Origin of the sequence: Burkholderia sp. IDO3, assembly GCF_003366075.1 — a bacterium.
Classification (GTDB): Bacteria; Pseudomonadota; Gammaproteobacteria; order Burkholderiales; family Burkholderiaceae; genus Burkholderia; species Burkholderia anthina.
In genome coordinates this window covers 871,209-895,513 of sequence record NZ_CP028962.1, presented here as the reverse complement: position 1 = coordinate 895,513, position 24,305 = coordinate 871,209, and the positions used below count along the sequence as shown (strand labels likewise).

The 24,305-nt window shown below is 66.7% G+C and carries 25 protein-coding genes; 12 read left to right on the top strand and 13 right to left on the bottom strand.

The features are described from left to right. Positions 1–50 precede the first annotated feature (50 nt). Positions 51–1,484 carry an aldehyde dehydrogenase family protein gene (locus DCN14_RS04170; protein ID WP_096505590.1) on the bottom strand — a complete coding sequence of 478 codons (1,434 nt, stop codon included), beginning with the start codon at positions 1,482–1,484 and terminating at the stop codon, positions 51–53. A 28-nt stretch (positions 1,485–1,512) separates the two neighbouring features. Further along, a complete protein-coding gene (locus DCN14_RS04165) occupies positions 1,513–3,153 on the bottom strand; it encodes an acetolactate synthase large subunit (protein WP_096505592.1) in 1,641 nt (546 codons plus the stop codon). Between the two features lie 382 nt (positions 3,154–3,535). On the opposite strand from DCN14_RS04165, the gene DCN14_RS04155 reads away from it, so the two are divergent. Together DCN14_RS04155 and DCN14_RS04150 are read left to right on the top strand one after the other, a co-directional pair. After that, positions 3,536–3,853, top strand: a complete 318-nt coding sequence (locus tag DCN14_RS04155; protein ID WP_346265271.1) for a type II toxin-antitoxin system RelE/ParE family toxin — start codon at positions 3,536–3,538, stop codon at positions 3,851–3,853. A 3-nt stretch (positions 3,854–3,856) separates the two neighbouring features. Then, on the top strand, positions 3,857–4,156 hold the full coding sequence (locus DCN14_RS04150; protein WP_096505596.1) for an addiction module antidote protein: 300 nt from the start codon (positions 3,857–3,859) through the stop codon (positions 4,154–4,156). Between the two features lie 48 nt (positions 4,157–4,204). Here the strand turns inward: DCN14_RS04150 and DCN14_RS04145 are convergent, their stop codons facing one another. From DCN14_RS04145 to andAc, 5 genes are all read right to left on the bottom strand, one after another. After that, positions 4,205–5,491, bottom strand: coding sequence for a DUF445 domain-containing protein (locus tag DCN14_RS04145; RefSeq protein WP_096505598.1), 1,287 nt, complete (start codon positions 5,489–5,491; stop codon positions 4,205–4,207). A 168-nt stretch (positions 5,492–5,659) separates the two neighbouring features. Continuing rightward, on the bottom strand, positions 5,660–6,880 hold the full coding sequence (andAa, locus tag DCN14_RS04140) for an anthranilate 1,2-dioxygenase system ferredoxin--NAD(+) reductase (RefSeq protein WP_096505600.1): 1,221 nt from the start codon (positions 6,878–6,880) through the stop codon (positions 5,660–5,662). Continuing rightward, positions 6,870–7,196 (bottom strand): anthranilate 1,2-dioxygenase ferredoxin subunit AndAb, encoded by a 327-nt coding sequence (andAb, locus tag DCN14_RS04135; RefSeq protein ID WP_044847551.1) that lies wholly within the window; start codon positions 7,194–7,196, stop codon positions 6,870–6,872. The genes andAa and andAb overlap by 11 nt, the downstream gene beginning before the upstream one ends. Before the next feature lie 16 nt (positions 7,197–7,212). Further along, positions 7,213–7,701, bottom strand: coding sequence for an anthranilate 1,2-dioxygenase small subunit AndAd (gene andAd / locus DCN14_RS04130; RefSeq protein ID WP_059601577.1), 489 nt, complete (start codon positions 7,699–7,701; stop codon positions 7,213–7,215). 13 nt (positions 7,702–7,714) lie between these two features. Continuing rightward, a complete protein-coding gene (andAc, locus tag DCN14_RS04125; protein WP_096505602.1) occupies positions 7,715–8,986 on the bottom strand; it encodes an anthranilate 1,2-dioxygenase large subunit AndAc in 1,272 nt (423 codons plus the stop codon). Positions 8,987–9,200: 214 nt separating this feature from the next. Between andAc and andR the strand changes: the two genes are divergently transcribed. Continuing rightward, positions 9,201–10,157, top strand: coding sequence for an anthranilate 1,2-dioxygenase regulatory protein AndR (andR, locus tag DCN14_RS04120; protein WP_096505604.1), 957 nt, complete (start codon positions 9,201–9,203; stop codon positions 10,155–10,157). Positions 10,158–10,308: 151 nt separating this feature from the next. Here the strand turns inward: andR and DCN14_RS04115 are convergent, their stop codons facing one another. Then, a complete protein-coding gene (locus DCN14_RS04115; RefSeq protein WP_096505606.1) occupies positions 10,309–11,199 on the bottom strand; it encodes a LysR family transcriptional regulator in 891 nt (296 codons plus the stop codon). Between the two features lie 91 nt (positions 11,200–11,290). Here DCN14_RS04115 and DCN14_RS04110 point away from each other — a divergent pair, with 91 nt between their 5' ends. From DCN14_RS04110 to catC, 3 genes are read left to right on the top strand one after another with little or no spacing between them, the layout of a single operon-like run. Beyond that, positions 11,291–12,424, top strand: a complete 1,134-nt coding sequence (locus tag DCN14_RS04110) for a muconate/chloromuconate family cycloisomerase (RefSeq protein WP_096505608.1) — start codon at positions 11,291–11,293, stop codon at positions 12,422–12,424. A 36-nt stretch (positions 12,425–12,460) separates the two neighbouring features. Beyond that, positions 12,461–13,363: a catechol 1,2-dioxygenase gene (catA, locus tag DCN14_RS04105; RefSeq protein ID WP_096505610.1), complete on the top strand. Its 903-nt coding sequence runs from the start codon at positions 12,461–12,463 to the stop codon at positions 13,361–13,363. A 43-nt stretch (positions 13,364–13,406) separates the two neighbouring features. Then, on the top strand, positions 13,407–13,697 hold the full coding sequence (gene catC / locus DCN14_RS04100) for a muconolactone Delta-isomerase (RefSeq protein WP_027790983.1): 291 nt from the start codon (positions 13,407–13,409) through the stop codon (positions 13,695–13,697). Between the two features lie 121 nt (positions 13,698–13,818). Here catC and DCN14_RS04095 read toward each other — a convergent pair whose 3' ends face one another. Continuing rightward, entirely contained in the window at positions 13,819–14,604 is a 786-nt protein-coding gene (locus tag DCN14_RS04095; protein WP_096505612.1) for an NAD(P)H-dependent oxidoreductase, read from the bottom strand. 86 nt (positions 14,605–14,690) lie between these two features. On the opposite strand from DCN14_RS04095, the gene DCN14_RS04090 reads away from it, so the two are divergent. Both DCN14_RS04090 and DCN14_RS04085 read left to right on the top strand, forming a co-directional pair. Then, a complete protein-coding gene (locus DCN14_RS04090; RefSeq protein WP_096505614.1) occupies positions 14,691–15,584 on the top strand; it encodes a LysR family transcriptional regulator in 894 nt (297 codons plus the stop codon). 175 nt (positions 15,585–15,759) lie between these two features. Further along, complete coding sequence (locus DCN14_RS04085; RefSeq protein ID WP_096505616.1) at positions 15,760–16,164, top strand: DUF2471 family protein; 405 nt, start codon at positions 15,760–15,762, stop codon at positions 16,162–16,164. 177 nt (positions 16,165–16,341) lie between these two features. Here the strand turns inward: DCN14_RS04085 and DCN14_RS04080 are convergent, their stop codons facing one another. Further along, positions 16,342–18,375: an NADPH-dependent 2,4-dienoyl-CoA reductase gene (locus DCN14_RS04080; protein WP_096505618.1), complete on the bottom strand. Its 2,034-nt coding sequence runs from the start codon at positions 18,373–18,375 to the stop codon at positions 16,342–16,344. 104 nt (positions 18,376–18,479) lie between these two features. Between DCN14_RS04080 and DCN14_RS04075 the strand changes: the two genes are divergently transcribed. The 3 genes from DCN14_RS04075 to DCN14_RS38365 all read left to right on the top strand — a co-directional run bounded on the left by DCN14_RS04075 (position 18,480) and on the right by DCN14_RS38365 (position 20,790). Beyond that, the gene (locus DCN14_RS04075) at positions 18,480–19,535 is read left to right on the top strand and encodes an AraC family transcriptional regulator (RefSeq protein ID WP_096505620.1); all 1,056 of its coding nucleotides are present in this window, start codon (positions 18,480–18,482) and stop codon (positions 19,533–19,535) included. A gap of 110 nt (positions 19,536–19,645) precedes the next feature. Beyond that, on the top strand, positions 19,646–20,191 hold the full coding sequence (locus DCN14_RS04070) for a hypothetical protein (RefSeq protein WP_096505622.1): 546 nt from the start codon (positions 19,646–19,648) through the stop codon (positions 20,189–20,191). Beyond that, on the top strand, positions 20,188–20,790 hold the full coding sequence (locus tag DCN14_RS38365; RefSeq protein WP_172441908.1) for a hypothetical protein: 603 nt from the start codon (positions 20,188–20,190) through the stop codon (positions 20,788–20,790). The genes DCN14_RS04070 and DCN14_RS38365 overlap by 4 nt, the downstream gene beginning before the upstream one ends. Before the next feature lie 18 nt (positions 20,791–20,808). Here the strand turns inward: DCN14_RS38365 and DCN14_RS04060 are convergent, their stop codons facing one another. The 3 genes from DCN14_RS04060 to DCN14_RS04050 form a co-directional block, all read right to left on the bottom strand. Continuing rightward, positions 20,809–21,258, bottom strand: a complete 450-nt coding sequence (locus tag DCN14_RS04060; RefSeq protein WP_096505624.1) for a DUF126 domain-containing protein — start codon at positions 21,256–21,258, stop codon at positions 20,809–20,811. Continuing rightward, positions 21,251–22,498 carry an aconitase X gene (locus DCN14_RS04055; RefSeq protein WP_096505626.1) on the bottom strand — a complete coding sequence of 416 codons (1,248 nt, stop codon included), beginning with the start codon at positions 22,496–22,498 and terminating at the stop codon, positions 21,251–21,253. The genes DCN14_RS04060 and DCN14_RS04055 overlap by 8 nt, the downstream gene beginning before the upstream one ends. 300 nt (positions 22,499–22,798) lie before the next feature. Continuing rightward, on the bottom strand, positions 22,799–23,233 hold the full coding sequence (locus DCN14_RS04050; protein WP_096505628.1) for a MarR family winged helix-turn-helix transcriptional regulator: 435 nt from the start codon (positions 23,231–23,233) through the stop codon (positions 22,799–22,801). A gap of 103 nt (positions 23,234–23,336) precedes the next feature. Here DCN14_RS04050 and DCN14_RS04045 point away from each other — a divergent pair, with 103 nt between their 5' ends. Next, the gene (locus DCN14_RS04045) at positions 23,337–24,257 is read left to right on the top strand and encodes a LysR family transcriptional regulator (RefSeq protein WP_096505630.1); all 921 of its coding nucleotides are present in this window, start codon (positions 23,337–23,339) and stop codon (positions 24,255–24,257) included. Positions 24,258–24,305: the final 48 nt, after the last annotated feature.

The window sequence follows — 24,305 nt, the reverse complement described above, 5'->3', positions numbered from 1 at the left end:
ACGATCGCCCGCCCGCGTGCCGCCGTGGCAGCGCGCCGCCCGTAAACGCGCTAGCGGCGCCGCACGACCATCAGCCGCGGCTCGGTCATGTCCTCGATCGCGTAGCGGATCCCTTCGCGGCCGAGCCCCGAATCCTTCACGCCGCCATACGGCATGTTGTCGACGCGGAACGACGGCACGTCGTTGATCACCACGCCGCCCACCTCCAGCTCGTCCCACGCGCGCTGCGCATGCGCGAGCGAATCGGTGAACACGCCGGCCTGCAGCCCGAAATCGCTGTCGTTCACGCGCGCGAGCGCATCGTCGAAGCGGTCGAACTTCTCGAGGATCGCAACCGGGCCGAACGCCTCCTTGCGGTACAGGTCCTGCTCGCGGCCCACGTTTTCCAGCAGCGTCGCCTCGAACATCGCGCCGTCGACCTTGCCGCCCGCGACGATCCTCGCGCCTGCCGCGACGGCCGCGTCCATCCAGCCCGACAGCCGGCGCGATTCGGATTCCGAGATCATCGGGCCGACGAACGTCGACGGATCCTTCGGGTCCCCCATCTTCAGCGAACGCGTCTTCGCGATCAGCTTGTCGCGCAGCGCGTCGTACAGGTCCGCATGCACGAGGATCCGCTGCACGCCGATGCAGCTCTGGCCGGACTGGTAATACGCGCCGAACGCGAGACGATCGACCACGTAATCGAGCTGGTCGCGCTGATCCGCGTCGACGATCGCCGCCGCGTTGCCGCCGAGTTCCAGCACGACTTTCTTCTTGCCGGCCTTCTCCTTCAGCGCCCAGCCCACGGCCGGCGAGCCGGTAAACGACAGCAGCTTGAAGCGCTCGTCGGTCGTGAACAGATCCGCGCCGTCGCGATGCGCGGGCAGCACCGAGAACGCGCCCTTCGGCAAATCGGTTTCCGCGAGCACTTCGCCGATGATCAGCGCGCCGATCGGCGTGCGGCTCGCGGGCTTCAGCACGAACGGACAGCCGGCGGCCAGCGCCGGCGCGACCTTGTGCGCGGCGAGATTCAACGGGAAGTTGAACGGCGAGATGAACGAGCACGGGCCGATCGGCACGCGCCGCGTATAGCCGGTGTAGCCTTGCGCGCGCGCCGAGATCTCGAGGTTGATCACTTCGCCGTCGATGCGCACCGACTCCTCGGACGCGACGCGAAACGTGTCGATCAGCCGCGTGACTTCGCCCTTCGAATCGTTGATCGGCTTGCCGGCCTCGATGCACAGCGCTTCGGCCAGTTCATCGAAACGCTCGCGAAAGCGCGCGACGCAATGGTCGAGCACCGCCTGCCGCCTGTAGGCCGGCAACTCGCGCATCGGCTTCTCGGCCGCCACCGCCGCGCCGATGGCCGCATCGATCGCCTTCGCGTCGGCCAGCGCGACGCGCGTCGCGACCTTGCCGCTGAACTTGTCGGTCACGTCGAGATCCGTGTTCGCGTAGACCGCTTCGTTGGCCAGATAGTACGGATAGGTATCCTTCAGCATGGAACGCTCCTTCCGGTGAACTGCGGATTCAGAGTTGCGCCGACAGGCGCTTGATTTCGCGGTTGAGCACGCGCTCGTTGTCCGAATAGTCGATCGGCACGTCGATCACGTGCACGCCCGGCGTCGCGAAGCAGTCGCGCAGCAGCGGCTCGAGATCGTCGGCCGATTCGACGCGATGCCCGTGCGCGCCATAGCTCTGCGCATACGACACGAAATCGGGGTTCTTCAGCGTCATCGCGAAATCGGGGAAATTCATGTTTTCCTGCTTCCAGCGAATCATCCCGAACGCATCGTCGCGCAGGATCATCACGACGATGTCGAGCTTCAGCCGCACGGCCGTCTCGAGTTCCTGCGAATTCATCATGAAGCCGCCGTCGCCGCACACCGCGATCACCTTGCGCTGCGGATGCACGATCTTCGTCGCGATCGCTGACGGCAGGCCCGCGCCCATCGATGCCAACGCGTTGTCGAGCAGCAGCGAGTTCGGTTCGTGCGCCCGCCAGTAACGCGCGAACCAGATCTTGTACATCCCGTTGTCGAGACAGACGATCCCGTCGACCGGCAGCGCGGTGTACAGATCGTTGACGATCCGCACCGGATACATCGGGAAGCGCGGGTCGTGCTGGCCCTTCTGCAGGTGCGCGTCGAAATGCGCCTTGATCATCGCGAAGCGTTCGAAATCCCAGTGCGGCTGCGGTGTGACCGCTTCCTTCATCTGCCACACCGCGTTCGCGATGTCGCCGACCACCTCGATCTGCGGGAAGTAGACCGGATCGACCTGCGCGCCGAGGAAGTTCACGTGGATCACGGTCTTGTCGTCCGCGCGCATGAAGAACGGCGGCTTCTCGATCACGTCGTGGCCGACGTTGATGATGCAGTCCGCATGCTCGATCGCGCGGTGCACGAAGTCGCCGTCGGACAGCGTCGCATTGCCGAGCCACAGCGGGTGCGTTTCGTCGATCACGCCCTTGCCCATCTGCGTCGTGAAGAACGGGATGCCCGTCTTGTCGACGAATTCGAGCAACATCTTGCAGGTGGTCTTGCGGTTGGCGCCCGCGCCGATCATCAACAGCGGATGGCGCGCGGCCTGGATCGCGTCGATCGCATGCGCGACCGCCTTCTCCTCGGCCACCGGCCGCCGGCTGTAGCTGCGCGGGATCGGCTTGCCATCGCCTTCCTCGTGCGCGATGTCTTCCGGCAACTCGAGGTGCGCGGCGCCCGGGCGCTCCTCCTCCGCGCGGCGGAACGCCTCGCGCACCGCCGACGGGATGTTGCCGATCGACACGATCTGCCGCGTGAACTTCGTGAGCGGCTGCATCATGTCGACGACGTCGACGATCTGGAAGTGGCCCTGCTTGCTCGACTTGATCGGTTTCTGCCCGGTGATCATCAGCATCGGCATGCCGCCGAGCTGCGCATACGCGGCGGCCGTCACGAAGTTGGTCGCGCCCGGCCCGAGCGTGGCGAGACATACGCCGGTGCGGCCCGTCAGGCGGCCGTAGGTGGCGGCCATGAACCCGGCCGCCTGCTCGTGCCGGGTCAGCACGAGCTTGATCTTCGATCGCCGCAGCGATTCGAGCAGATCGAGGTTTTCCTCGCCGGGAATGCCGAACACATACTCGACGCCTTCGGCTTCCAGCGCCTTCACGAACAAATCCGATGCTTTCATGGGGGACCTCGGTTGATGCCGCCTGCCCGGCTTACGGACGCGCGGCGTTCAGAACGCGCGCCGGCCTACGGCACGCGGACGCTTTACCTGCTGGACACAGACCACGGCACGACACGCCGCGCGAAGCAGGATTGGCAACGCGCGACAGCACCTCCGGGAGACGGAGGACAAACGGATCCGCCCGCGCGACAAGCACGGGCAGCAAAGACGTTTTTGATTGTAGACGGATTCGGGAAATTCCGGCCTCGACCGGATGGCCGGGTCCGGGGACCGGGAAAGGTCGGCCCGATGGCCATTTCGACGTCAAACGACGCGTGCGGCCCTACTGTAGCGGCAAGTCCCATCACCCGATATGTGAACCATGGTTGACATACTGCGATCCATGCCCTACAGTGCCCCAACATTCAGCATCCGGACCACCGACGTCTTCGACGCGTGGTTCGCCGGCCTGCCCGACCGTGTCGCCAGGCGCCGCATCCAGGCGCCCATCGACCGCCTGTCGATGGGCAATCCCGGCGACTGGAAATCCGCCGGCTCGCCCATCGTCGAAATGCGTATCGACCACGGGCCCGGCTATCGCGTCTACTACGTGCGGCGCGGAACGATATGGGTGATCCTGCTCTGCGGCGGCGCCAAGTCGACGCAACAGGCGGATATCCGCGCCGCGCACGCGATGCTCGCGCGGCTCGACCTGGAGTGACCGATGGACAAGATCAAGACCCGGCCGTGGGATTCGGCCGAACACCTGAAAACCGACGACGACATGGCCGAATACTTCGATGCCTGTCTGCGGGAAGCCGGCGACGACCCGGCCTTCATCGCGCATGCGCTCGGCGTGATCGCCCGTGCCCGCGGCATGTCGCAGGTCGCGCGCGACGCGGGCCTGTCGCGCGAAGGGCTGTACAAGGCGCTGTCGCACGACGGCAATCCGAGCTTCGGCACGATCCTGAAGGTCATCAAGGCACTCGGCCTGCAACTGCACGGCACCAAGGCGCACGCGTGAGCCGGCCGCACGCGGCGGCGCCCCACCGGCGCAATGCCCGCGGCCGCGTCAATGCAGCCATCCGCCCGCCCAGCGCGGCACCAGCGACACCAGATACAGCCCGAGCCCGATCAGCCCGCCGACCAGCGTGCCGTTGATGCGGATGTACTGCAGATCCTTGCCGATGTTCAGTTCGATCTGCCGCGACATCTCGCGCGCATCCCAGTTGCGCACCGTGTCGCGGATGTGACGCATCAGGAAATCGGCGAAATCCGGCGCCATCTCGTGCACGGCCTTCTCGATGTGCTCGTTCAGCGATGTGCGCAGTGCCGGGCTTTCCGCGAGCCGCGCACCGAGCCAGCCGCCGAGCGTCGCGGCCTGCCGGTGCAGCGCCGAATCGGGGCGTGCGAGATCGGCCTTCAGCCACGCGCGCAACTGATCCCACAGATCGCGTACATACTCGTTGAACGCGTCGCCGTCGCGAATGTAGCGCTTGATCTCGTCGCCTTTCGCGATGAACGCGGGATCATGCTTCAGCCGCTCCGTCAGCCGCACGACGGTGCGGTCGAAGCGCTGCCGCAGTTCGTGCTCCGGATCGTCGGCCACGCCTTCGAGCACGCGGCTCACCGCGCTCGCCAGCATGCGTGCGCCGTTCTCGCCGAACCACTGCGTCGGCATGATCTTCTCGACCTTCGGATATTGCGTCTTCAGCCATTCGACGATGAAGCCCGCGATCACCTCGCGGTTCTCCTCCTTGTCGAGCACGTCGACCACCTGTTCGATCGCATCGTCGAGCAGCGCCTGGTGGCGGCCGTCCTTCGTCAGCGTATCGAGGATCGCGCCGGCCGATTGCGACAGGTCGACCCGGTCGATCACCGCGCGAAACGCGTCGTGGACGAACGACTGGATCCGCGCGTCGTCCGTCATGTCGAGCGCGAAGCTCGTCAGTTTCGTCACGTAGCTGCCGAGCGCATCGGTGTTCGCCGGCTCGCCGAGCCACGCACCGAGCTTCCGGGCGGGATCGTGCTGGCGGATCTGCGCGGCGAGCGCATCGGGGCCGAGGAATTTCTCGCGCACGAACACCGCGAGATTGTCGGCGATCTTGTCCTTGTTCTTCGGGATGATTTCGGTGTGGCGCGACACGAACGGGATCGGCACGCGGCGGAACAGCGCGACCACCGCGAACCAGTCGGCGAGCGCGCCGACCATCGCGGCCTCGGCCACCGCCTTGAAACCGTCGACCCACGGGCCGCGCGGCAGCAGGATCGTCGTGACGAACACCGCGACGGCGGCGAGCAGCAGCCACAGCGCGCGGCGCTTGCTTCGTTTCAGTTCGAGGGCTTTGTCTGGCGTCATGGGCGACCGGTGAAGCGGCAATGCCGCTAATATGCACCGATCGTCGACCCGAGACAAACCCGCATACGCGATGCGCAGGCCGGGAAGGTTGTCGGGAACGGACTCCCGTTCATCCGCCGCCGGATACCGGCGCGAACGCGACTGCACGCGCCGCGTTCGCGCGCCCCCTCAAAGAAACGTCTTCAGATTGACCGCCGGATCCGCCAGCTTCACCGGATCGGGCACCGCCCCGGCCGCGATCAGCCGGCGCGATGCGCCGATGTCGCGCCCCAGGTTCGCCGCGGCAACCGCCACGATTTTCCCGTCGTCGCCGAGCCCGAACACCGTGAACGGCCCGCTCGCCGGATCGCCGCGCACGACGGTCGTCCGTTCGCTGCCGAACAGCCCGAGCATCTGCAGATTGCAGTCGTACTGATCGGACCACAGCCACGGCAGCTCCGCATAGGCTTCGTCCGCACCCAGCAGGTTCGCGGCCGCGACGGCAGGCTGGTTTTCGGCGACCTGCCACGACTCGATCCGCACGTGCCGGCCGAGCAGCGGATTGAAGTGCATCGTCACCTCGCCCGCCGCGAAGATCGCGCGATCGGCCGTGCGGCAGCCCGCGTCGACACGAATCCCGTTGTCGACGTCGAGGCCGGCCGCCTGCGCGAGTTCGACGTTGGGCACGACGCCGATACCGACCACGACGATGTCCGCCTGCACATCGCCGCGATCGGTCTCGACGGTCGCACCGCCGCCCGCCGCACGACGAATCGCACGCGGCAGCGTCGCCAGCTGAAAATTCACGCCGCGCGCGTCATGCAACTGACGCGCATATGCGCCGACGACTTCCGGCAACGCCCGCTGCAGCAATCGCTCGGCCGGGTCGATCACCGTCACGTCGCAACCGCGCTGCCGCGCCGCAGCCGCCACTTCGAGCCCGATGAAGCCGCCGCCGAGCACCGCCACGCGCCGCCCCGGGGCAAGCTGCACACGCAATGCACGCGCGTCGGCAACGGTACGCACGTAATGCGGCGCGACGCCTTCGTCGACCGGCCCGCCGAACGCCCGCACCCTCGAACCCGTCGCGAGCACGAGCCGCGCATACGGCAGCGTCGCGCCGTCGTCGAGTTGTACGCGCTGTGCGGCGCGATCGATCGCCTCGACGCGCGTGCCGAGCCGCAACTCGATGCGCTCGGCGTCGTACCACGCCGCGTCACGCACGAACGCGCGCTGCTCGCCGCCGTCGCCGAGCAGCGCATCCTTCGACAGCGCGGGCCGGTCGTACGGCAGCTCGCGTTCCGCGCCGATCATCACGATGCGCGCTTCGGCGTCGCGCGCGCGCAGCGCTTCGGCCGTGCGGCGCGCCGCGTGGCCCGCGCCGACGATCACGAACGGATCAGCCGACATTGACTTCCACCTGTCCGTCAACGATCCGGATCGGATAGGTCCGGACCGGCTCGGTGATCGGCGCGCATTTCGGCGCGCCGGTGCGAATGTCGATCAGCCCCTGATGCAGCGGGCACTCGACACAGCCGTCCTCCACGTAGCCTTCGGACAGGCGTGCGTGACCGTGCGAGCAGAGGTCGTGCATCGCGAACAGTTCGTCGCCGATCCGGAACACCGCGATCGGCTTCTGGCCGGCGACGCGCGCCGCCGGTTCGTCTTCGGAGAATTCGTCGAATGTGCCCAGCGGATGCCATTCGGCGAGCGTAGCTTCGGTCATGTCGGTTCCTTGCCTGTCAGATCGGGGTGGCGAGCAGCGTCTGCACGCGCGACGTGTCGTAGATCACGCGCTTGGTCTTGTAGCGCAGCCCGTCGGGCGTGCGCACGACCGTGTCGTAATACTTGCCGGCCTGGTACACGTTCGATTCGCCGTTGCTGCGCGTCTGCACGACCACGTAGTTGCTCTCGGTGTCGATCTCGCCGTCGCGCTCCGCGACGATCGTCAGGCCCGACGTCATGTGCCGGTACGTATGCTCCTCGAAGATGTTCGCGTGCCGCAGCGACACCACGCGGTCGCGCAGCATCCGCTGGTTCGTGCAGTGGACGATCCCGACCGGCAGGCCGAGATCCGCGTTCTCCTTCGGCACGATCTCGTACGTGCAGTCCTCGGTGAACATCTCCGGCCAGTGTTCGAGCCGGTCGTTGTCGAGATGGCCGATGTAGCGGTTCTGGAGCATGTAAATCTCGAACCACGTCTTCATGTCTTCCGTCAGGTTTTCCATCATTCCGCGCTCCGCCTCAATAGCCCATCAGCTTCTGGTAGCCGACCCAGAACTTGCGGATCAGGCTTTCAGTGATCACCGTGTCCTGCTGGTCCGGATTGCCGCGCGACATCTCGATCACCGACGTCGCGTCGGCGTCGCGCACGGTGCCGCGCTGCACGAGCTCGGTCGCCTCCGTGTCCTCCATCGAGATATAGCCGGCCGGCCCGACGAGGTTCGCCTGCTTGATGCGCAGCGCGCGCAGCTCGGGCGTGTCGTCCGCGTAGCCGAAGAAGTGGAAGATCAGCTCGAAATTGTCCGGCCCCTTCGGCAGGATCTGACGCGCGACCAGCGTGTTGTGGATCTGCTGAATCACGAGCTGCGGGAAGATCGGCTGGATATGGTTCGTGCAGTCTTCGTCGTATTCCGACACGAGATCGAGGATCGATTCGTCTTCCAGATGGAAGCCCTCGTCGAACGACCGGATGTTCTGCTGCTTGTACGCGGCCGACGTGTCGTCGCCGGTCTTGGTCACGGTGATGATGCTGTGCAGCCCGTGGTTCGCATCCGGAATCGAGCGCGCCTTCATCCCGACGCGGAAGATGTTGAAGGTCGTATGGAACAGATGCAGCATGCTCGCGTGATACGGATCCTTCACGTTCTCCATGTACAGCTTCCAGTTCGACTTCGAATACTGGCGCGTGCAGCCGAGATATTCGATCGGCTTGTGGAAAATGCGGTCGATCCACGGACGCATCTGCTCGCCGAGATAGTCGGGCAGCGGCATCACGTCGTCGCTGAAGGTCGCGAACACGAGCCCGCGATAGCTGTCGACGCGCAGCTTGCGCAGCCCGTGCTGCTTCGGATCGAAGTCGGCCGGCATCCCGGTCATCCCCTTCTGGCCGCGCCGGAACGGCACGCCGAGCAGGTTGCCCTGGTTGTCGAAGCTCCACTGGTGATAGACGCACGTGTGCGAACTCGCGTTGCCGCGCGACTTGCGGCACACCTGCGCGCCGCGGTGCGCGCAGCGGTTCACCCAGGCGGACAGCGTGCCGTCCTCGGTGCGCGTGACGACCACCGGCGTGTCGCCGACGAACGTGCTCTTGAAGTCGCCGGCGTTCGGGATTTCCGCTTCCAGCGCGACAAAGTTCCAGGTCGGGCCGCGGAAGATGCGCTCCTGCTCGCGATCGTAGACCGCGCGCGAACTGAACACCTTGTACGGCACGCGCGAGCCGTCGTCGTGCGGAAAACGCACGTCGGACGCGTCGTCGCGCGCGGCGAATACGACGGGCGATTCTGTCTGCTCCATGTCGGACTCCTTGTGGTTCCGTTTCGTTGATTGCATGGAGGCGATTTTTGAAAAGCTAATATTCCGCGTCTATCCGGAAAGTGCGATTGCGGCGGCGCAATATCCACTTTCGGCGGATTTCTGCGCTAGCATGGCGACACGCACGCGCGCCGCCACACACGATCGCGGCCCATTCGCCGGATCGACGCCCGTGTCCATACCAAGGCCGATGCCCATGTCCCCAACGTCGTTCGAGCCGCATGCGCTGCGCGCGCACCGGCTGTTCGAATCCCGCGATCTCGACGAGACGCGCGAGCGGATCTCGCGCGTGATGCAGCCGCACGCGCTGCTGCCGAGCGGCCGCGTGCAAGGCGCATCGCACATGGATTTCGTCCGGCTCGGCGGCCTCGGGATCGGTACCATCGCATTCGGCGACGCCATGCGCGTACAGGTCGACGCCGTCGACGGCTATTACCTGCTGATGTTCTGCCTGTCCGGGCAGGCGGAAGTGCACGCGATGGGGCGCCGGCTCGGCGTCGACGGGCAGACCGGCGTACTGTGCGCGCCCGGCGAGCGCTTCGACGCGGTGCTGTCGGCCGACTGCGAGCAGTTCGTGCTGCGCATCGACGCGGCAACTGTCGGCTCGCTGACCGGCAACCCGCGCGCGACGCTCGACCCCGTGCTGCATATCAGCGACGCCGCGCTCGCCGCGTGGCGCCAGCAACTGATGCTCGTCGCCCGCTCGCCGGAGCTGCTCGAACGCGCGAACGCGAACCCGCGCGTCGCGTCGCAGCTCGAGCACCTGCTGATCGACCTGCTGATCGAAGGCCATCCGCCGTCGGCGCTGCGCGGGCGACGCGATCCGGCGCCGGGCTTCGTGCGGCGCGCGCAGGAGTTCGTGAACGCGCACTACGCGCAGCCGCTGCAGCTCGCCGATATCGTCCAGGCCGCCAACGTGCCGGAACGGACGCTGCGGGATGCATTCCTGCAGTTCCGCGGGATGAGCCCGATGCAATATCTGCGGGCAACGCGGCTCGATCACGCGCGCGAGTTGCTGCGCGGGGCGGGGTCCGATCGACGCATCGCCGATATCGCGCTCGATTGCGGGTTTACGCACCTCGGGCGCTTCGCGCTCGCGTATCGGGAGAAATTCGGCGAGTCGCCGTCGGAGACGCTCGACGGGAAGCGCTAGGCGCGGATCGACTCGCCGCCCTGCGCGCGGCTTGCCGGCTGGTCACCCGAGCCGCCAGTGCTGATGGTTTTGCGACGCGCTATCCGGATTCGGCCGTGGACGCCAAACTTGACCGTTAGTTGCAATTAATCGACGAAAGTCGATACGCGCTTCACGCCGCCGGCGCGATCATCTCCCGCGCAATCGCGCAGAACGCGGCGGTTGCCGCGCTTTCGCCATGCAGCCGGCGGCTCATGATGATCGGCGACGTCGCCATGGGTTCCGGCAGGCGCCGGTAGACGACGCCCTTCACGCGCACCCCCTCCACGCTTTCCGGCACCAGCGATACCCCCATCTGCGCGGCGACGAGCCCGAGCGCCGTCTGCAGTTCGCGCACCTCGTGAACGGCCGCCGGCACGAGGCCGCCGTCGCGCAGCGCGGACAGCTGCTGGTCCGCGTAGCTTGGCCGCGGCGTGCTCGGATAAACGATCAGCGTCTCGTTCGCGATGTCCGCGAGCGTCAGCGGCCGGTCCGGATCCGCGAGCGGATGGCCGAGCGGCAGCACCGCGATCAGCTTTTCCTCGATCAGCGCCTCGCGCACGAGCTGGTCGTCGTCGAAGCGCAGACGGCCGAAACCGACGTCGATCCGCCCGCCCTTCAATGCGCCGAGCTGTTCGAGCGTGAACATTTCGATCAGCGACAGCTCGACGGCCGGCTGCGCCTCGCGAAACGCGCGAATCACGTCCGGCAGCGCGCCATAGAGCGTCGACGGCACGAAGCCGATCACGATCCGCTCCGACAACTGCGCGAGCCGGCGCGTCAGCGGGCCGAGCTCGTCGGCCTGGTCGACGAGGCGCTTCGCCTGCGTATAGAACACGCGCCCCGCGTCGGTCAGTTTCAGCGGCCGCGCGCCGCGCTCGAACAGCGGCAACCCGACTTCGTCCTCGATCGCCTGGAGCTGGCGGCTCAGCGGCGGCTGCGTCATGTGCAGCCGCTCCGCCGCCCGCGTGATGTTCATTTCCTCCGCGACGGCGATGAAGTACCGGAGCTGGCGCAATTCCATTTCATGCCTCAAAGGTATGGAAGTAGTCGGAAAGAGTGTTGGACGACGCCGGGCGGGAATTCCTACCATGTGCACCAACAGGAGGAATCGCATGATAGCAACTGCCGCCACCATCGAACGCATCGAGACGCTGCTCGTCGACGTGCCGACGATCCGGCCCCACAAACTGTCGGTCGCCACGATGAATTGCCAGACCCTCGTGCTGGTCCGTGTTCGATGCACGGACGGTATCGAAGGCGTCGGCGAGGCAACCACGATCGGCGGTCTCGCATACGGCGAGGAGAGCCCCGAGAGCATCAAGGTCAACATCGATACGTATTTCGCGCCGCTGCTGCAGGGCATGGACGCGACGCGCCCGGGTGCCGCGATGGCGCGTGCGCGCAAGCTGTTCCAGGGCAATCGGTTCGCGAAGTGCGCGATCGAAACCGCACTGTTCGATGCGCAGGCGCGCCGCCTCGGCGTGCCGCTGTCGGAACTGTTCGGCGGCCGCACGACCGACGCGGTCGACGTGGCGTGGACGCTCGCGAGCGGCGACACGCAGCGCGACATCGCGGAAGCCGAGGCGATGCTCGAAGCGCGCCGGCATCGCGCCTTCAAGCTGAAGATCGGCTCGAACGCGGTCGACGACGACGTCGCGCACGTGATCGCGATCAAGCGCGCGCTCGGCAATCGCGGCGACGTGCGTGTCGACGTGAACCAGGCATGGAACGAAACCGACGCGATCCGGGCCGGCGCACGGCTCGCGGATGCCGGCGTCAGCCTCGTCGAGCAGCCGATCGCCGCGACCAACCGCGCGGGGCTGAAGCGCCTCACGCAGCTCGCACGGATTCCGATCATGGCCGACGAAGCGCTGCACGGCCCCGTCGACGCGTTCGCGCTTGCGCAGGACCGCGCGGCCGACGTGTTCGCGGTGAAGATCGCGCAATCGGGCGGCCTGCTCGGTGCGGCGAGCGTCGCATCGATCGCGTCGGCCGCCGGCATCGACCTGTACGGCGGCACGATGCTCGAAGGCGCGGCCGGCACGATGGCGTCCGCGCAACTGTTCAGCACGTTCGGCTCGCTGAAATGGGGCACCGAACTGTTCGGCCCGCTGCTGCTCACCGAGGAAATCCTCGTCGAGCCGCTGCGCTACGAGGATTTCAAGCTGCACCTGCCGGCGACGCCCGGCCTCGGCATCACCTTCGACTGGGCCCGCATCGAACGGATGCGACGCGACGCCCGCTGATCCCACACGACACGACAACCGAAACCGGAGACACAGATGAACAAACAAGCCATCGACGCCCTGCTGAAGACCTTCGACGACGCCGCGGAAAAACCCGGCAACCCGCGCGTGCGCGCGATCGTCAACCGGATCGTGAAGGACATCTGCTACACGATCGAGGATTTCGACGTGCAGCCGAGCGAGTTCTGGACGGCGCTCAACTACCTGAACGAAGCCGGCCGGGAATTCGGGCTGATCGCCGCGGGCCTCGGGCTCGAGCGCTTCCTCGACGTGCGCATGGACGAGGCCGAGGAGAAGGCCGGCATCCAGGGCGGCACGCCGCGCACGATCGAGGGGCCGCTGTATGTCGCCGGCGCACCGGAGTCGGTCGGCCATGCGCGCCTCGACGACGGCACCGATCCGGGCCAGACGCTGATCATGCGCGGCCAGGTGCTCGGCAACGACGGTGCGCCGATCGCGAATGCGCTCGTCGAGGTCTGGCACGCGAACCATCTGGGCAACTACTCGTACTTCGACCAGTCGCAGCCCGCGTTCAACCTGCGCCGCTCGATCCGCACCGATGCGGAAGGCCGCTACAGCTTCCGCAGCGTGCTGCCGGTCGGCTACAGCGTGCCGCCGGGCAGCAAGACCGAGCAGCTGCTCGACCAGCTCGGCCGTCACGGTCATCGTCCGGCGCACATCCACTTCTTCGTTTCCGCGGACGGATATCGTAAGCTGACGACGCAGATCAACATCGAAGGCGATCCGCACATCTGGGACGACTTCGCATTCGCGACCCGCGAAGGGCTGATCCCGCAGATCAAGCAGGCCGAGGGCGCGGAAGGCAAGCCGTATGGCGTCGACGGGCAGTTCGCGCTGATCGACTTCGATTTCTCGCTGCTCAAGGACAAGCAGGACGTGCCGGCGAGCGACGTCGAGCGGGCGCGTGCACAGGCCTGAGCGGCCGTCCCGTTCGACGAATCGACAACGCAAGGAGTGCAGGATGCTGTTTCATGTGGAAATGACCGTCCGTCTGCCGACGGACATGGATCCGGTCAAGGCGGCCACGCTGAAGGCCGAAGAAAAGGCGATGTGCCAGCGGCTGATGAACGAAGGCGTCTGGCGACATCTGTGGCGGATCGCGGGGCAGTATGCGAACGTCAGTATCTTCGATGTCGAGAGCGTGCAGCAGTTGCATGATCTGCTGAGCCAGTTGCCGTTGTTTCCGTATATGGAGATGGAAGTGCGGGCGCTGTGCCGGCATCCGTCTTCGGTGCGGGAGGATGACCGGTAAGTGAAGATGAAGCGCGCCGTTACCGAACGGCCGCGAGAAACGCGACACGGGCGGCAGGTGATGTTCTCGCCTGCCGCCCGTGTCGTTTGCAGCCCCTCGCATCACGATGATGCGGCGACGATCACTGCCCGTGCGCCAGATGCGCCGCAAACCCCACCTTCTCCGGCGCGATCTCCGTCTTCAGCGTCAGCGCCGGAATCTCGTAGTCGCCTGCATTCTGCCGCCGAAACGGGATCGGTTGCGCAGTCCACAGCGCGTCGAGACGCTTGCCGAGCGCCGCACGCGTTTCGTCGAAACGCACGTCGTCCATCCTTCCCGTCCGGTAGATCACGAACGGCGGCAACACGTCGAATCCCGGGTAATACAAGATGCCGTGCTGGATCGGGAACAGCACGTCGTCGATCGGCCCGTTGATGCCGCGCGCGCTGTAGTGCGATTCCCACCCGCCCGTCGTGACGATCACCATCGCGCGCTTGCCTGCGAACGAACCTTCGCCGTAACGATCGCCCCAGTGCCGGTCGGAATGCTCGCCGACGCCGTACGCAAAACCGTACGCATACACACGCTCGACCCAGCCCTTCATGATCGCCGGCATCGAGAACCACCACAGCGGAAACTGCAGGATCACCGCGTCGGCCCACTTCAGCTTGTCCTGTTCGCGCGCGATGTCGTCGCGCTGCGTGCCCGTCTCGAACGCATGCTTCGAATCGAGCGCCGGATCGAAGCGCGCATCGGGCGCGCGGTCGGTCACGTCGTTCGCATCGAATGCGGCCTTCCAGTTCATCGCATACAGATCGGTGACCTGCACGGCATGGCCCGCCGCTTCCAGATGTTCGACCGCAAAGTCCCGCAGCGCACCGTTCAGCGAGCGCGGTTCGGGATGGGCATAGACGATCAGCACGTTCATGTTCACAGCTCCGTTGATTGAATGACTGCAGGATGCCGCTGCCGAAGGTATATTGGAAATGAATTCCGGATATTCCAGGTATAGCGATGAACAATCTCAGACGGCTGGACCTGAACCTGCTGGTCACGCTGGACGTGCTGCTCGCGGAGCACAACGTCACGCGCGCCGCCGAAAAGCTGAACATGTCGCAGCCGTCGGTGAGCGTGCAGTTGCAAAAGCTGCGCGACCTGTTCGGCGACCCGTTGCTGCTGCCGGGGCCGCGGGGCATGCGGCCGACCGCGCGGGCGGAAACGCTGCGCGAGCCGCTGCGGGATGCGCTCGACGCGATCGAACGCGCGGTGCTGACGGCTACGCCGTTCGATCCGGCGACCGCGACGAACACGTGGCGTGTAGCCGCGACCGACTATGGCGAATCGACGATCGTCCTGCCCGCGCTGAATACGTTGCGTTCGGCTGCACCGGAGACGCGGCTCGCCGTGGTCGAACTCGTGCCGCCGCGCATCGAGCAGGACGCGGAACGAAACGGGATCGACCTCGCGTTCCATACGACCGAAGGATCGCCGGAAGGAATGCGGCGCCTGCCGCTGTTCACGGAGCGATACGTGCTCGTCGGCCGCGCGGGTCATCCGAAGCTGAAGCGGCGCCCCACACTCGCGCAGTTCGGCGGGCTGGAACACGTGATCGTGTCGCCCGACGGCGGCGGCTTCTTCGGCGTGACGGACGAAGCGCTCGCGAAAGCGGGCGCCTCACGACATGTCGTGCTGTCGGTTCCGCATTTCCTGTTCGTGCTATCGGCCGTCGCCACCACCGACCTCGTCGCGATGCTGCCCGAGCGGCTGGTGCGCAACACGCCCGCGTTGCGCGTGGTCGATACGCCGGTCGAAGTCCCCGGCTACGAAATGTCGATGCTGTGGCACGAGCGCGTGCATCGCGATCCGGCCCATCGATGGCTGCGGGAGACGATCGCCGCGTCGGTATGAATCACCCGCCGGACGGACGCAACTGCGCGTCGCCAACCGTCCGAAACCGGTCGCCGCACAAACACGTTCACTCGGGACTTGAAACCGCCACGAACACTGTATATATTTACAGTGCTTTTGCACCATTTGACCCGAATTCCGTCATCCATGACGGACGGACCTTTGTGAGGCGACCATGTTCCAGTCATCCGCATTCGATCCCGAGCAACCCGGCTTCAACCCGGCCCACTTCGAACGCGCCGCGCAGCGGGCGGTCGTCGATCTGCAGCGTGTCGTCGGCGGCCCCGCGCAGCGCGCGCTCGGCCTGCGACGCCGCACCCATCCGGCCGCCGTCCGTACGATGAGCTGGCAGGCGCTGCTGAACGTCGAGGAACTCGCGTTCTCGAACGCCGGTTTCCTGAACCGCAACGACCCGACGGTCGTCGACGCGTTCATCCGGCTGCGCGACAGCCGGCTGGTGGCCGCGGACGTCGAGGAATCGGTCGACTGGCGTCGCGACGACGACGATCTGCCGGCCGTCTACCTGATCGTCAAGGCGATGCTCGAAGCGGAAGAGGAAGAACGGGCCGAAGCGGCCTGACGCGCACCGGCCGGCTGCGGGATCGCGTCGCCACGTTGCGCGGCGACGCGGGAGCCCCCTTCCGTTCTGCCGGCCGCACCGCAATGCCGAGACATCGGCATGACAGTCGCGAAGCGTGGCGCACGCAAGCTATCGCCGCGCAACGTGGCTTCGTGCCGATGCCCGAAGCCACGCCCGTTACAAGCGCGCCGCGAGCCGCGACCCTTGGTCGATCGCGCGTTTCGCATCGAGTTCGGCAGCCAGTTCCGCACCGCCGATCAGGTGCACCGGGCGTCCGGCCGCCTGCAGCGGCGCGAGCAGCGCGCGCTGCGGCTCCTGCCCCGTGCAAAGCACGATCGTATCGGCTTCGATGCACGCGTGATCGGTACGCTGCTCGCCATACGACACGTGCAGCCCACGCGCGTCGATCCGTTCGTAGTTCACGCCGCCGATCATCTTCACCTGCTTCATCTTCAGCGTCGCGCGGTGAATCCAGCCGGTCGTCTTGCCGAGCCCCTTGCCGAGCGGCGCGGCTTTACGCTGCAGCAGCGTCACTTCGCGAGCGGGCGCCGCGACCTGCGCGCGCGTCACGCCGCCCCGCGTCACGGCCGGATCGGTCACGCCCCACTCGGCCTTCCATTCGTCCAGATCGAGCGTGGGCGACTCGCCGTCCTGCACCAGATATTCGGCGACATCGAAGCCGATCCCGCCCGCGCCCACCACCGCGACGCGCCGGCCGACCGGCTGCCGGCCGGCCAGCACGTCGATATAGCTGAGCACATTCGGCCCGTCCTGCCCCGGAATCTTCGGATCGCGCGGCGCGACGCCGGTCGCGAGCACGATCTCGTCGTAGCCGCCCGCGATCAGGTCGCTCGCGTCGACACGCCGGTTCAGATGCAGGTTCACGCCGGTCAGCTCGACTTGCCGGCCGAAGTAGCGCAGCGCTTCATCGAATTCTTCCTTGCCCGGAATCCGCTTTGCCATGTTGAACTGGCCGCCGATCTCCGGCGCCGCATCGAACAGGTCGACCTGATGCCCGCGCTGCGCGAGCACGGTCGAGCACGCGAGCCCCGCCGGCCCCGCGCCGACCACCGCGATACGCTTCGGCCGCTGCGCACGCGTGTAGATCAGTTCCGTCTCGTGACAGGCACGCGGATTCAGCAGGCACGATGCAATCTTGTTCTTGAACGCGTGGTCGAGACACGCCTGGTTGCAGCCGATGCAGGTGTTGATCTCGTCCGCGCGGCCCTGCGCGGCCTTGACGACGAACTCGGCGTCCGCGAGCAGCGGCCGCGCCATCGACACCATGTCCGCGCAACCGTCGGCGAGTATCTGCTCGGCCACTTCGGGCCGGTTGATCCGGTTGGTCGTCACGAGCGGAATGCCGACCTCGCCCTTCATCTTCTTCGTCACCCACGCGAACGCACCGCGCGGCACCGACGTCGCGATCGTCGGCACGCGCGCCTCGTGCCAGCCGATCCCCGTGTTGATGATCGTCGCGCCCGCGCGCTCGACCGCCTTCGCGAGCTGCACGGTTTCGCCCCAGTCGCTGCCGTCCGGGATCAGGTCGAGCATCGACAGCCGGTAGATCAGGATGAAGTCGCGCCCGACCGCTTCGCGCGTGCGCTCGACGATCTCGATCGGCAGGCGGATGCGGTTCTCGTACGAACCGCCCCACTGATCGGTGCGCTTGTTGGTGTGCATCGAGATGAACTGGTTGATCAGGTAGCCCTCGGAGCCCATGATCTCGACGCCGTCGTAGCCGGCTTCGCGCGCGAGCTGCGCGCAACGGACGAACGCGCGGATCTGACGCTCGACGCCGCGCGCGCCGAGTTCGTGCGGTGTGAACGGCGAGATCGGCGACTTGATCTTCGACGGCGCGACCGCGAACGGGTGATAGCCGTAGCGGCCGGTATGCAGGATCTGCAGCGCGATCTTGCCGTCGTCCGCGTGCACGGCATCGGTGATCACGCGGTGACGCCGCGCACCGGCCGACGTCATCAGCGTGCCGCCGAACGGCTTGGTCCAGCCGGCCACGTTCGGCGCGAAGCCGCCGGTCACGATCAGCCCGACGCCGCCGCGCGCGCGCTCGGCAAAATAGTCGGCGAGCCGCGGCAGCGTCTTGCGGCTGTCCTCGAGGCCGGTGTGCATCGAGCCCATCAGCACGCGGTTCTTCAGCGTGGTGAAGCCGAGGTCGAGCGGCGCGAGCAGGTGGGGGAACGAAGTCGTCATGATGATTCTGCCGGTAAGCGATGCGTATCATCGTAGGCCGCGCGCCGCCTTGAACGTGAGGGGGCAAACAGCCATAATGCTTGTCATTTTCGGCCAAAAATGACATGACTTCCCCGCCACGCAAGGACCACCTCGGGCTGCGCCGGCCGACGATTCCGGTCGCCTATACGCGCCTGCTGCTGCAGGCGCTGGCCGCGCGCGGCGTCGATCTGGCCGCGGTACGCGCCGGCACCGGGCTGCGCGACGCGGTGCTGGCCGAACCGGATGCGCGCGTCGCACCGTCGCAATGGGGGCGGCTCGTGCTCAACGCGATCGAGATCGGTGGCGACGCCGGCATCGGGCTCGCGTTCGGGCTGCTGCTGAAGCCGACGGTGCACGGCTTTCTCGGCTATGCGACGCTGACCGCGCGGGACATCCGCGAAGCGCTGGTCGTCACGCAACGCTACTTCCGGATGCGCAACCGTCAATATCGTCTGACCTATGCGGAGGACGCGCGCGGCGCGACCCTCGAACTGCACGGCGTGCAGGCGAGCCCCGTGCTGCAGCACCACGTGATGTTCGAGTTCGTGCTGACGGGGCTCGCGCAGAACATCTCGCAATGGTCCGGGCGCGCGGCGCCGCCGATCGCGCTGCGTTTCACGTGGCCGCAACCCGACTATTTCGCGCGCTATCGCGGCCAGTTGCCGCCGGTCGAATTCGGCTGCGCGGCCAACGCGCTGTGGATCGCGCACGACGTGCTCGACTGGCCGCTGCCGCTCGCGGACGAAGTCGCGCACCGGCAGGCGCTCGTGCAGGTCGAGCGCGAGTATGCGCAAGTGCGCCAGGAGGAAGGCGATCTGGTCGAGCGCGTGCGCGCGGAACTGGCGAAAAGCGCGGGCGACTATTCGAGCCCGGACGCGCTCGCGGACGCGCTGCTCGTGTCGACCCGCACGCTGCGGCGCCGGCTCGAGGAAGCCGGGTCGAGCTACCGGCAACTGCTCGACGAAGCGCGGTTTCGCGATGCGAAGCAATTGCTTTCGGCGTCGGATCTCGACCTGAAGACGATCGCCGAGCGGCTGCAATTCACCGACCCGGCGAATTTCACGCGCGCGTTCCGGAGGTGGGCCGGGCAAACGCCGAGCGCGTATCGGGAGGCGGCGACGGGAACCGCGCACGAATGACGGGAAAACGCGGGCGGCGCCGTACCGCCACACGCGTGGTCCTCCCGGCATTTTCATCGGTATGATGAATGCCACGCCAACGCGATACGGGCCTCCACCCGCTGCCAGCCATGTCCAGTCACACCACCGTGATCGAGTCGACGATCGACCATATCGATACGAACCTCGTCCGTATCGCGATCGACATCAAGAAGGTGCCGCTTTATCGCGTGACGATGCAGGACGTCTGCTACTTCCTGTGCGCCGAAGATATCGACGCCGACGCGTTCAAGCAGGTCGACCTGTTGAAGCCCGGAATGGCGGTGCGCGCGTGCGTTTTCGACGATCATGGCCGCCGCCGGATCGCGTGGATCGCCAGCAACGATCTGACGATTCGGCCCTACGACGCGCTCGCGCAGAAGGAACGCAACCTGTCGCTGCTCACCTGGGCGTCGTGCGTGTTCGTGCTGAGCCTGCTGATCGGCAGCGCCGCGTTCAAGGCCGGCTGGGCGCTCGTCGTCGCGCTGACCGTGTTCGTCGGCATCATCAGCCTGCTGGGCACGCTGCTCTCGATCGGCGGCTTGTCCGAGCGGGTGTTCCGGCCGCAACGGCGAGAAGCCCAGGAAAAGTGGCAATGCCAGCCGTCCAGTTTCGCGTTCGAACGGAGCAACGCATGACCGATCGTTCCATGCAGATCGCATCCGGCTGCGTCACATCCGTCGGCCAGAAGACCATCAGTACGAAAGTCTGGAGCAACAATCTCGGCTGGACCACCCAGGACATCGAGGAGATCGCGCTTCGACTCGACACCTGCGACGCACCGCTCACGCTCAGAACGGACGCAACGCGCAACCTGTTCATCGTCGCGGGCGACCGGCTGAATGTCGCCTATGCGGCGGACCGCGATCACCTGGCGATCTACGGCATCCGCAACGTGACCGACGGTTCGGTGTATCTCGTTCGCCCCGCACGCGTCCTCGCCGCCCGAATCGATCGGATCGTGACGATCTGCGTCCTGATCGTCGTGGCGTTCGTCATCGGCCTCATGTCCGCGCTGGCCCGCAGCACGGACGGGATGCTCGACATGTTCGCGCGGTTCGGCGGAACCGCGATCGGCTTCTTCGTGCTGAGCACGATCCTGCGTTCGGGGTTCGGCGTGATCGTCTGGCCCGACATCCGGCGGCTCAATCAGCCCGGCGGCAAACGCGAGATGACCGCGGCAAGCAACGCGCTGCCGCTCGCGCCGAAAGAGACGCCGCACATTCGCTTCATCTGAACCGGCACGCGCAACGCATCAGGCGCCGAGGTCGATCCGCGCGCCGCCGTCCCCGTCGCCCGCGTCGATCCGCACGTCGCCGGTCGCGGCGACGATCGCGTCATACACGTCGTCCGTCACGCACACCACCGGCACCGCGATCGCATACAGCTCGGCCGCGACGATCGCGCCGATCGAGATGATCAGGTCGCGCTCCTTCAGCACGATCCCGACCGGCCCCGTGCCGTTGCGCACCGCTTCCGCCAGCACGCTGCTGCTCGAACTCGAGCCCTTCGCGTGCGGCATCACCATGATGCGGCCGGCGAGGCTCGCGCCCGTCTGCGGATGCCCGCGGTCGACGATGCGCCCCGCGCCCGAATCGTAGCCGCCCCAGAAGCTGAGCGGCTTGCCGAGCACGAGCGTGCGCGCGCATGCGCTGCCCGGCACGAGCGTGTCGCCCGCGAATCCCCCCGCCCTTGTTTCAGTCATCGAATCGCACCTTTCCTTCGAACGCGGAGCGCACGCACTCGCGCATGCTGCCGTACGCCACCGTGACGCCGATGTTCGCGGGCGCATACGACGCCCACTTCCCCGAGTTGGTCATGACCAGGCCCGACAGCTGCTTCATCACCGGCGTGATGTACGTGCAGGTATCGACGACGATCTGAACGCCGCGGGCCTCGAACTTGTCCGCGAGCCCGAGCTCGCCCAGCTCCCACAGGATGAAGCGGCTCGTGTTCACGTAGAAATCGCACGTCGGCTTGCCGTCGAATCGATCGAGCAGCGCGTCGAGCGTGCGGAATTCGGCCAGCGAGAAATGCGGCGTGCCGAGCGCGACCGCGACGAGCGCATCGCCGTCGGCACCGTGGTTCAGCGTGCGGCGGATCTCGTCGAGATCGGCCAGCGCGACATCGACGCTCCGCTGCGCGGCGCGCCCGTGCAACGCGGCATCGAGCGTCGGCGCCTCCGGCGTCACGCCCACCGCGTGGAACAGCGCGACCGCGCCGCTCGATGCGGCGGCGGCGCCGAGCGCCTTGAGTTCGTCCTCGGTGGTGTCCGCGGGCAGCCCGACGATCGCGGGCACGATCGCGCCGGCGACTCTGCCGATCAACAGCCCGAGCGCCGCGAAATAGATGTCGCGCGACGGGCGGCTGCCGAAGTCCGGCGCATTGAACACGATTTGGGCGGCGCGATTCGCTTCGACGTGCAGGCCCGCGTACGGCGCGCGCCCGGTGATCGCGGCGGCCAGATCGAGAAAGTCGCCGTAGCGGCTGGTGCGCGCGCCAAGCACCGAATTGGCGAACACGATCGCATTGGATTCGGCCCACGCGATCTGCTCGCCCAGGCGCGGACGATTCTTCAGCTGATACGGCGCGCACGTGAAGCTCGATTCGCAGCCGAGCTGCAGGTGCGCGTCCATCAGGCGCTGCGCGTCGCGCTGGATCGTGCGGTCGCCGTGATACAGCTCGGGATGGATCAGGTCGAGCGACCCGACGTTCAGGGTGGTCGGCACCGCGACTTTCGCGCCCGTGTCGACGAAATACTCGACGAAGTCGAGGCTGGTCCGGCCGTGATAGAGACAGCCGTCGATATGCGCGGACGTGATGTCGATCAGATGCGGCGCCGACATCACGCCGGCCGTGCGGGCGACGATCCGCATCGCGCGTGCGACGCCGTCGCCGAATGCGCCGCGCAACATCGCCTCGTCGCGCTCGCTCAACTGCAGCATGGGGGGCTCCTCGTGTCTCGTCCGGTGGATCCGGATCGCTTTTGCAATACTACCGTGCGCGTGAGGGCCTGTTCACGCTAATAACGGGCTTGCGAACGTGCCTTTCCGTCCGCCCCCCAAGGGGACGGGCGGAAAGGCACGTTCCCCTGTTTGGGAAAATTCATTCGTGGGGCTGGCCCCCAGAAGGGCCGATCGCGGCGTCATGCTCCTCACGAATACGTTGAGTATTCGCTTCGTCGCATTCCTTGCGCTCGGCCCTTCTGGGGGCCAGCGCAAGCCCGTTATTAGCGTGAACAGGCCCTAGGCGTCGCGCATCGCCGTCAGGCTGAACAGCTCGTCGCGCAATGCCTTGGCGCGGTCGCGGCCGAACTGCGTGTCGAACTCGTCCTGTGCGGCCTGCCATGCGACCTTCGCTTGCGCATAGGTGCGCTCGCCGAGCTTCGTCAGGCTGAGCGCATGCGCGCGCGCATCATGCTCGGACGCGGCCGCAGCGACGAAGCCGTCGCGCTGCAGCGGCTTCAGCGCGCGCAGCAGCGTCGTGCGATCCATCACCAGCGTATCGGCGAGTTCGCTCATCACCAGGCCGGGCCGGTACGACAGGTTCGCCATGATCGAAAACTGCGCGGGCGTCACGCCGACCGGGGCCAGATGACGCTCGTAAAGTTGCGTGACGAAGCGCGCCGCCTGACGCAGCGCGAGGCAATTGCAGGCCTGGGCCATCTGGATATCGTTCATGATCCGCAATTTATATGTGCATATGCATAAAGTCAATGTACACTCCGCCGTAACGGCCGGCCGCGTGCCTTCGGCGCGCCGTCATCGCCCCGAGGAGACGGACATGGACTACATCGACAAGCTGCGTATTTTCCGGTCGGTGGTCGAGATGCGCAGCTTCACGCGCGCCGCCGACATGCACGGCCTCGCGCGGCCGGTCGTATCGCGGGCGGTCGCGGATCTGGAAGCGCGCTTCGGCAGCCGCCTGCTGCACCGGACCACGCGCCAGGTCTCGCTGACCGAAACGGCCGAGCGGATCTACGAGCGCTGCGCGGCCGTGCTCGACGAACTCGACTCGCTCGAGGCGCAAGCGCAGTCGCACACGCGCGAGCCGGAGGGCCTGCTGCGCCTCGTCGCGCACACGACCGCCGCGCTGAACCGGCTGGTGCCGCTGATCGCCGGCTTCAAGGTCGCGCATCCGAAGGTGCGCCTCGACGTCACGCTGACCGAACGCCCGGTCGATCTCGTCGGCGAAGGCTACGACATCGGCATCGTCGTGCCGTACATGCTGACGAGCGAGACGACCATCGTGCGGCTGATCGAACGCATTCCGGTGGTGCTCGTCGCGACGCCTGCCTACCTGCGCGCGCACTCGCGCCCCGAAACGCCGGCCGAACTCGCCGACCATCCGTTCGTGCCGCTGTCGCCGTCGCTGCGCCGGCCCGCGCTGTCGTTCCGCGTCGACGGCAACACGCTCACCGTGCCGTTCCGCTTCGACATCTCGTCGAACAGCCCCGTCTTCAACCGCGAAATGGTGATGCACGACTTCGGCATCGGCGTCGTGCCGAAAACGCTCGTCGATGCCGAACTCGCGTCGGGCGCGCTCGTGCAGTTGCTGGAAGACGCCGATCTCGTCGATGCGTTCGTGGAAATCAAGCTCGCGTACGCGAACCGCGCGCTCCTGCCCGCGAAGGTCAAGGCGTTCATCGACTACACGGCCGCATACAGCGACCGCGAAGGCCGGCGCGTTCCGGCGGCGGCCTGACCCGGCGCCCGAACGCGCCGGCCTGCCGCCGATTGGTACAGCCACGAC

Coding starts and splice junctions, on each gene's coding strand:
- DCN14_RS04170 (WP_096505590.1), bottom strand. CDS start 1,484: ATGCTGAAGGATACCTATCCGTACTATCTGGCCAACGAAGCGGTCTAC.
- DCN14_RS04165 (WP_096505592.1), bottom strand. CDS start 3,153: ATGAAAGCATCGGATTTGTTCGTGAAGGCGCTGGAAGCCGAAGGCGTC.
- DCN14_RS04155 (WP_346265271.1), top strand. CDS start 3,536: ATGCCCTACAGTGCCCCAACATTCAGCATCCGGACCACCGACGTCTTC.
- DCN14_RS04150 (WP_096505596.1), top strand. CDS start 3,857: ATGGACAAGATCAAGACCCGGCCGTGGGATTCGGCCGAACACCTGAAA.
- DCN14_RS04145 (WP_096505598.1), bottom strand. CDS start 5,491: ATGACGCCAGACAAAGCCCTCGAACTGAAACGAAGCAAGCGCCGCGCG.
- andAa (WP_096505600.1), bottom strand. CDS start 6,880: ATGTCGGCTGATCCGTTCGTGATCGTCGGCGCGGGCCACGCGGCGCGC.
- andAb (WP_044847551.1), bottom strand. CDS start 7,196: ATGACCGAAGCTACGCTCGCCGAATGGCATCCGCTGGGCACATTCGAC.
- andAd (WP_059601577.1), bottom strand. CDS start 7,701: ATGATGGAAAACCTGACGGAAGACATGAAGACGTGGTTCGAGATTTAC.
- andAc (WP_096505602.1), bottom strand. CDS start 8,986: ATGGAGCAGACAGAATCGCCCGTCGTATTCGCCGCGCGCGACGACGCG.
- andR (WP_096505604.1), top strand. CDS start 9,201: ATGTCCCCAACGTCGTTCGAGCCGCATGCGCTGCGCGCGCACCGGCTG.
- DCN14_RS04115 (WP_096505606.1), bottom strand. CDS start 11,199: ATGGAATTGCGCCAGCTCCGGTACTTCATCGCCGTCGCGGAGGAAATG.
- DCN14_RS04110 (WP_096505608.1), top strand. CDS start 11,291: ATGATAGCAACTGCCGCCACCATCGAACGCATCGAGACGCTGCTCGTC.
- catA (WP_096505610.1), top strand. CDS start 12,461: ATGAACAAACAAGCCATCGACGCCCTGCTGAAGACCTTCGACGACGCC.
- catC (WP_027790983.1), top strand. CDS start 13,407: ATGCTGTTTCATGTGGAAATGACCGTCCGTCTGCCGACGGACATGGAT.
- DCN14_RS04095 (WP_096505612.1), bottom strand. CDS start 14,604: ATGAACGTGCTGATCGTCTATGCCCATCCCGAACCGCGCTCGCTGAAC.
- DCN14_RS04090 (WP_096505614.1), top strand. CDS start 14,691: ATGAACAATCTCAGACGGCTGGACCTGAACCTGCTGGTCACGCTGGAC.
- DCN14_RS04085 (WP_096505616.1), top strand. CDS start 15,760: ATGTTCCAGTCATCCGCATTCGATCCCGAGCAACCCGGCTTCAACCCG.
- DCN14_RS04080 (WP_096505618.1), bottom strand. CDS start 18,375: ATGACGACTTCGTTCCCCCACCTGCTCGCGCCGCTCGACCTCGGCTTC.
- DCN14_RS04075 (WP_096505620.1), top strand. CDS start 18,480: ATGACTTCCCCGCCACGCAAGGACCACCTCGGGCTGCGCCGGCCGACG.
- DCN14_RS04070 (WP_096505622.1), top strand. CDS start 19,646: ATGTCCAGTCACACCACCGTGATCGAGTCGACGATCGACCATATCGAT.
- DCN14_RS38365 (WP_172441908.1), top strand. CDS start 20,188: ATGACCGATCGTTCCATGCAGATCGCATCCGGCTGCGTCACATCCGTC.
- DCN14_RS04060 (WP_096505624.1), bottom strand. CDS start 21,258: ATGACTGAAACAAGGGCGGGGGGATTCGCGGGCGACACGCTCGTGCCG.
- DCN14_RS04055 (WP_096505626.1), bottom strand. CDS start 22,498: ATGCTGCAGTTGAGCGAGCGCGACGAGGCGATGTTGCGCGGCGCATTC.
- DCN14_RS04050 (WP_096505628.1), bottom strand. CDS start 23,233: ATGAACGATATCCAGATGGCCCAGGCCTGCAATTGCCTCGCGCTGCGT.
- DCN14_RS04045 (WP_096505630.1), top strand. CDS start 23,337: ATGGACTACATCGACAAGCTGCGTATTTTCCGGTCGGTGGTCGAGATG.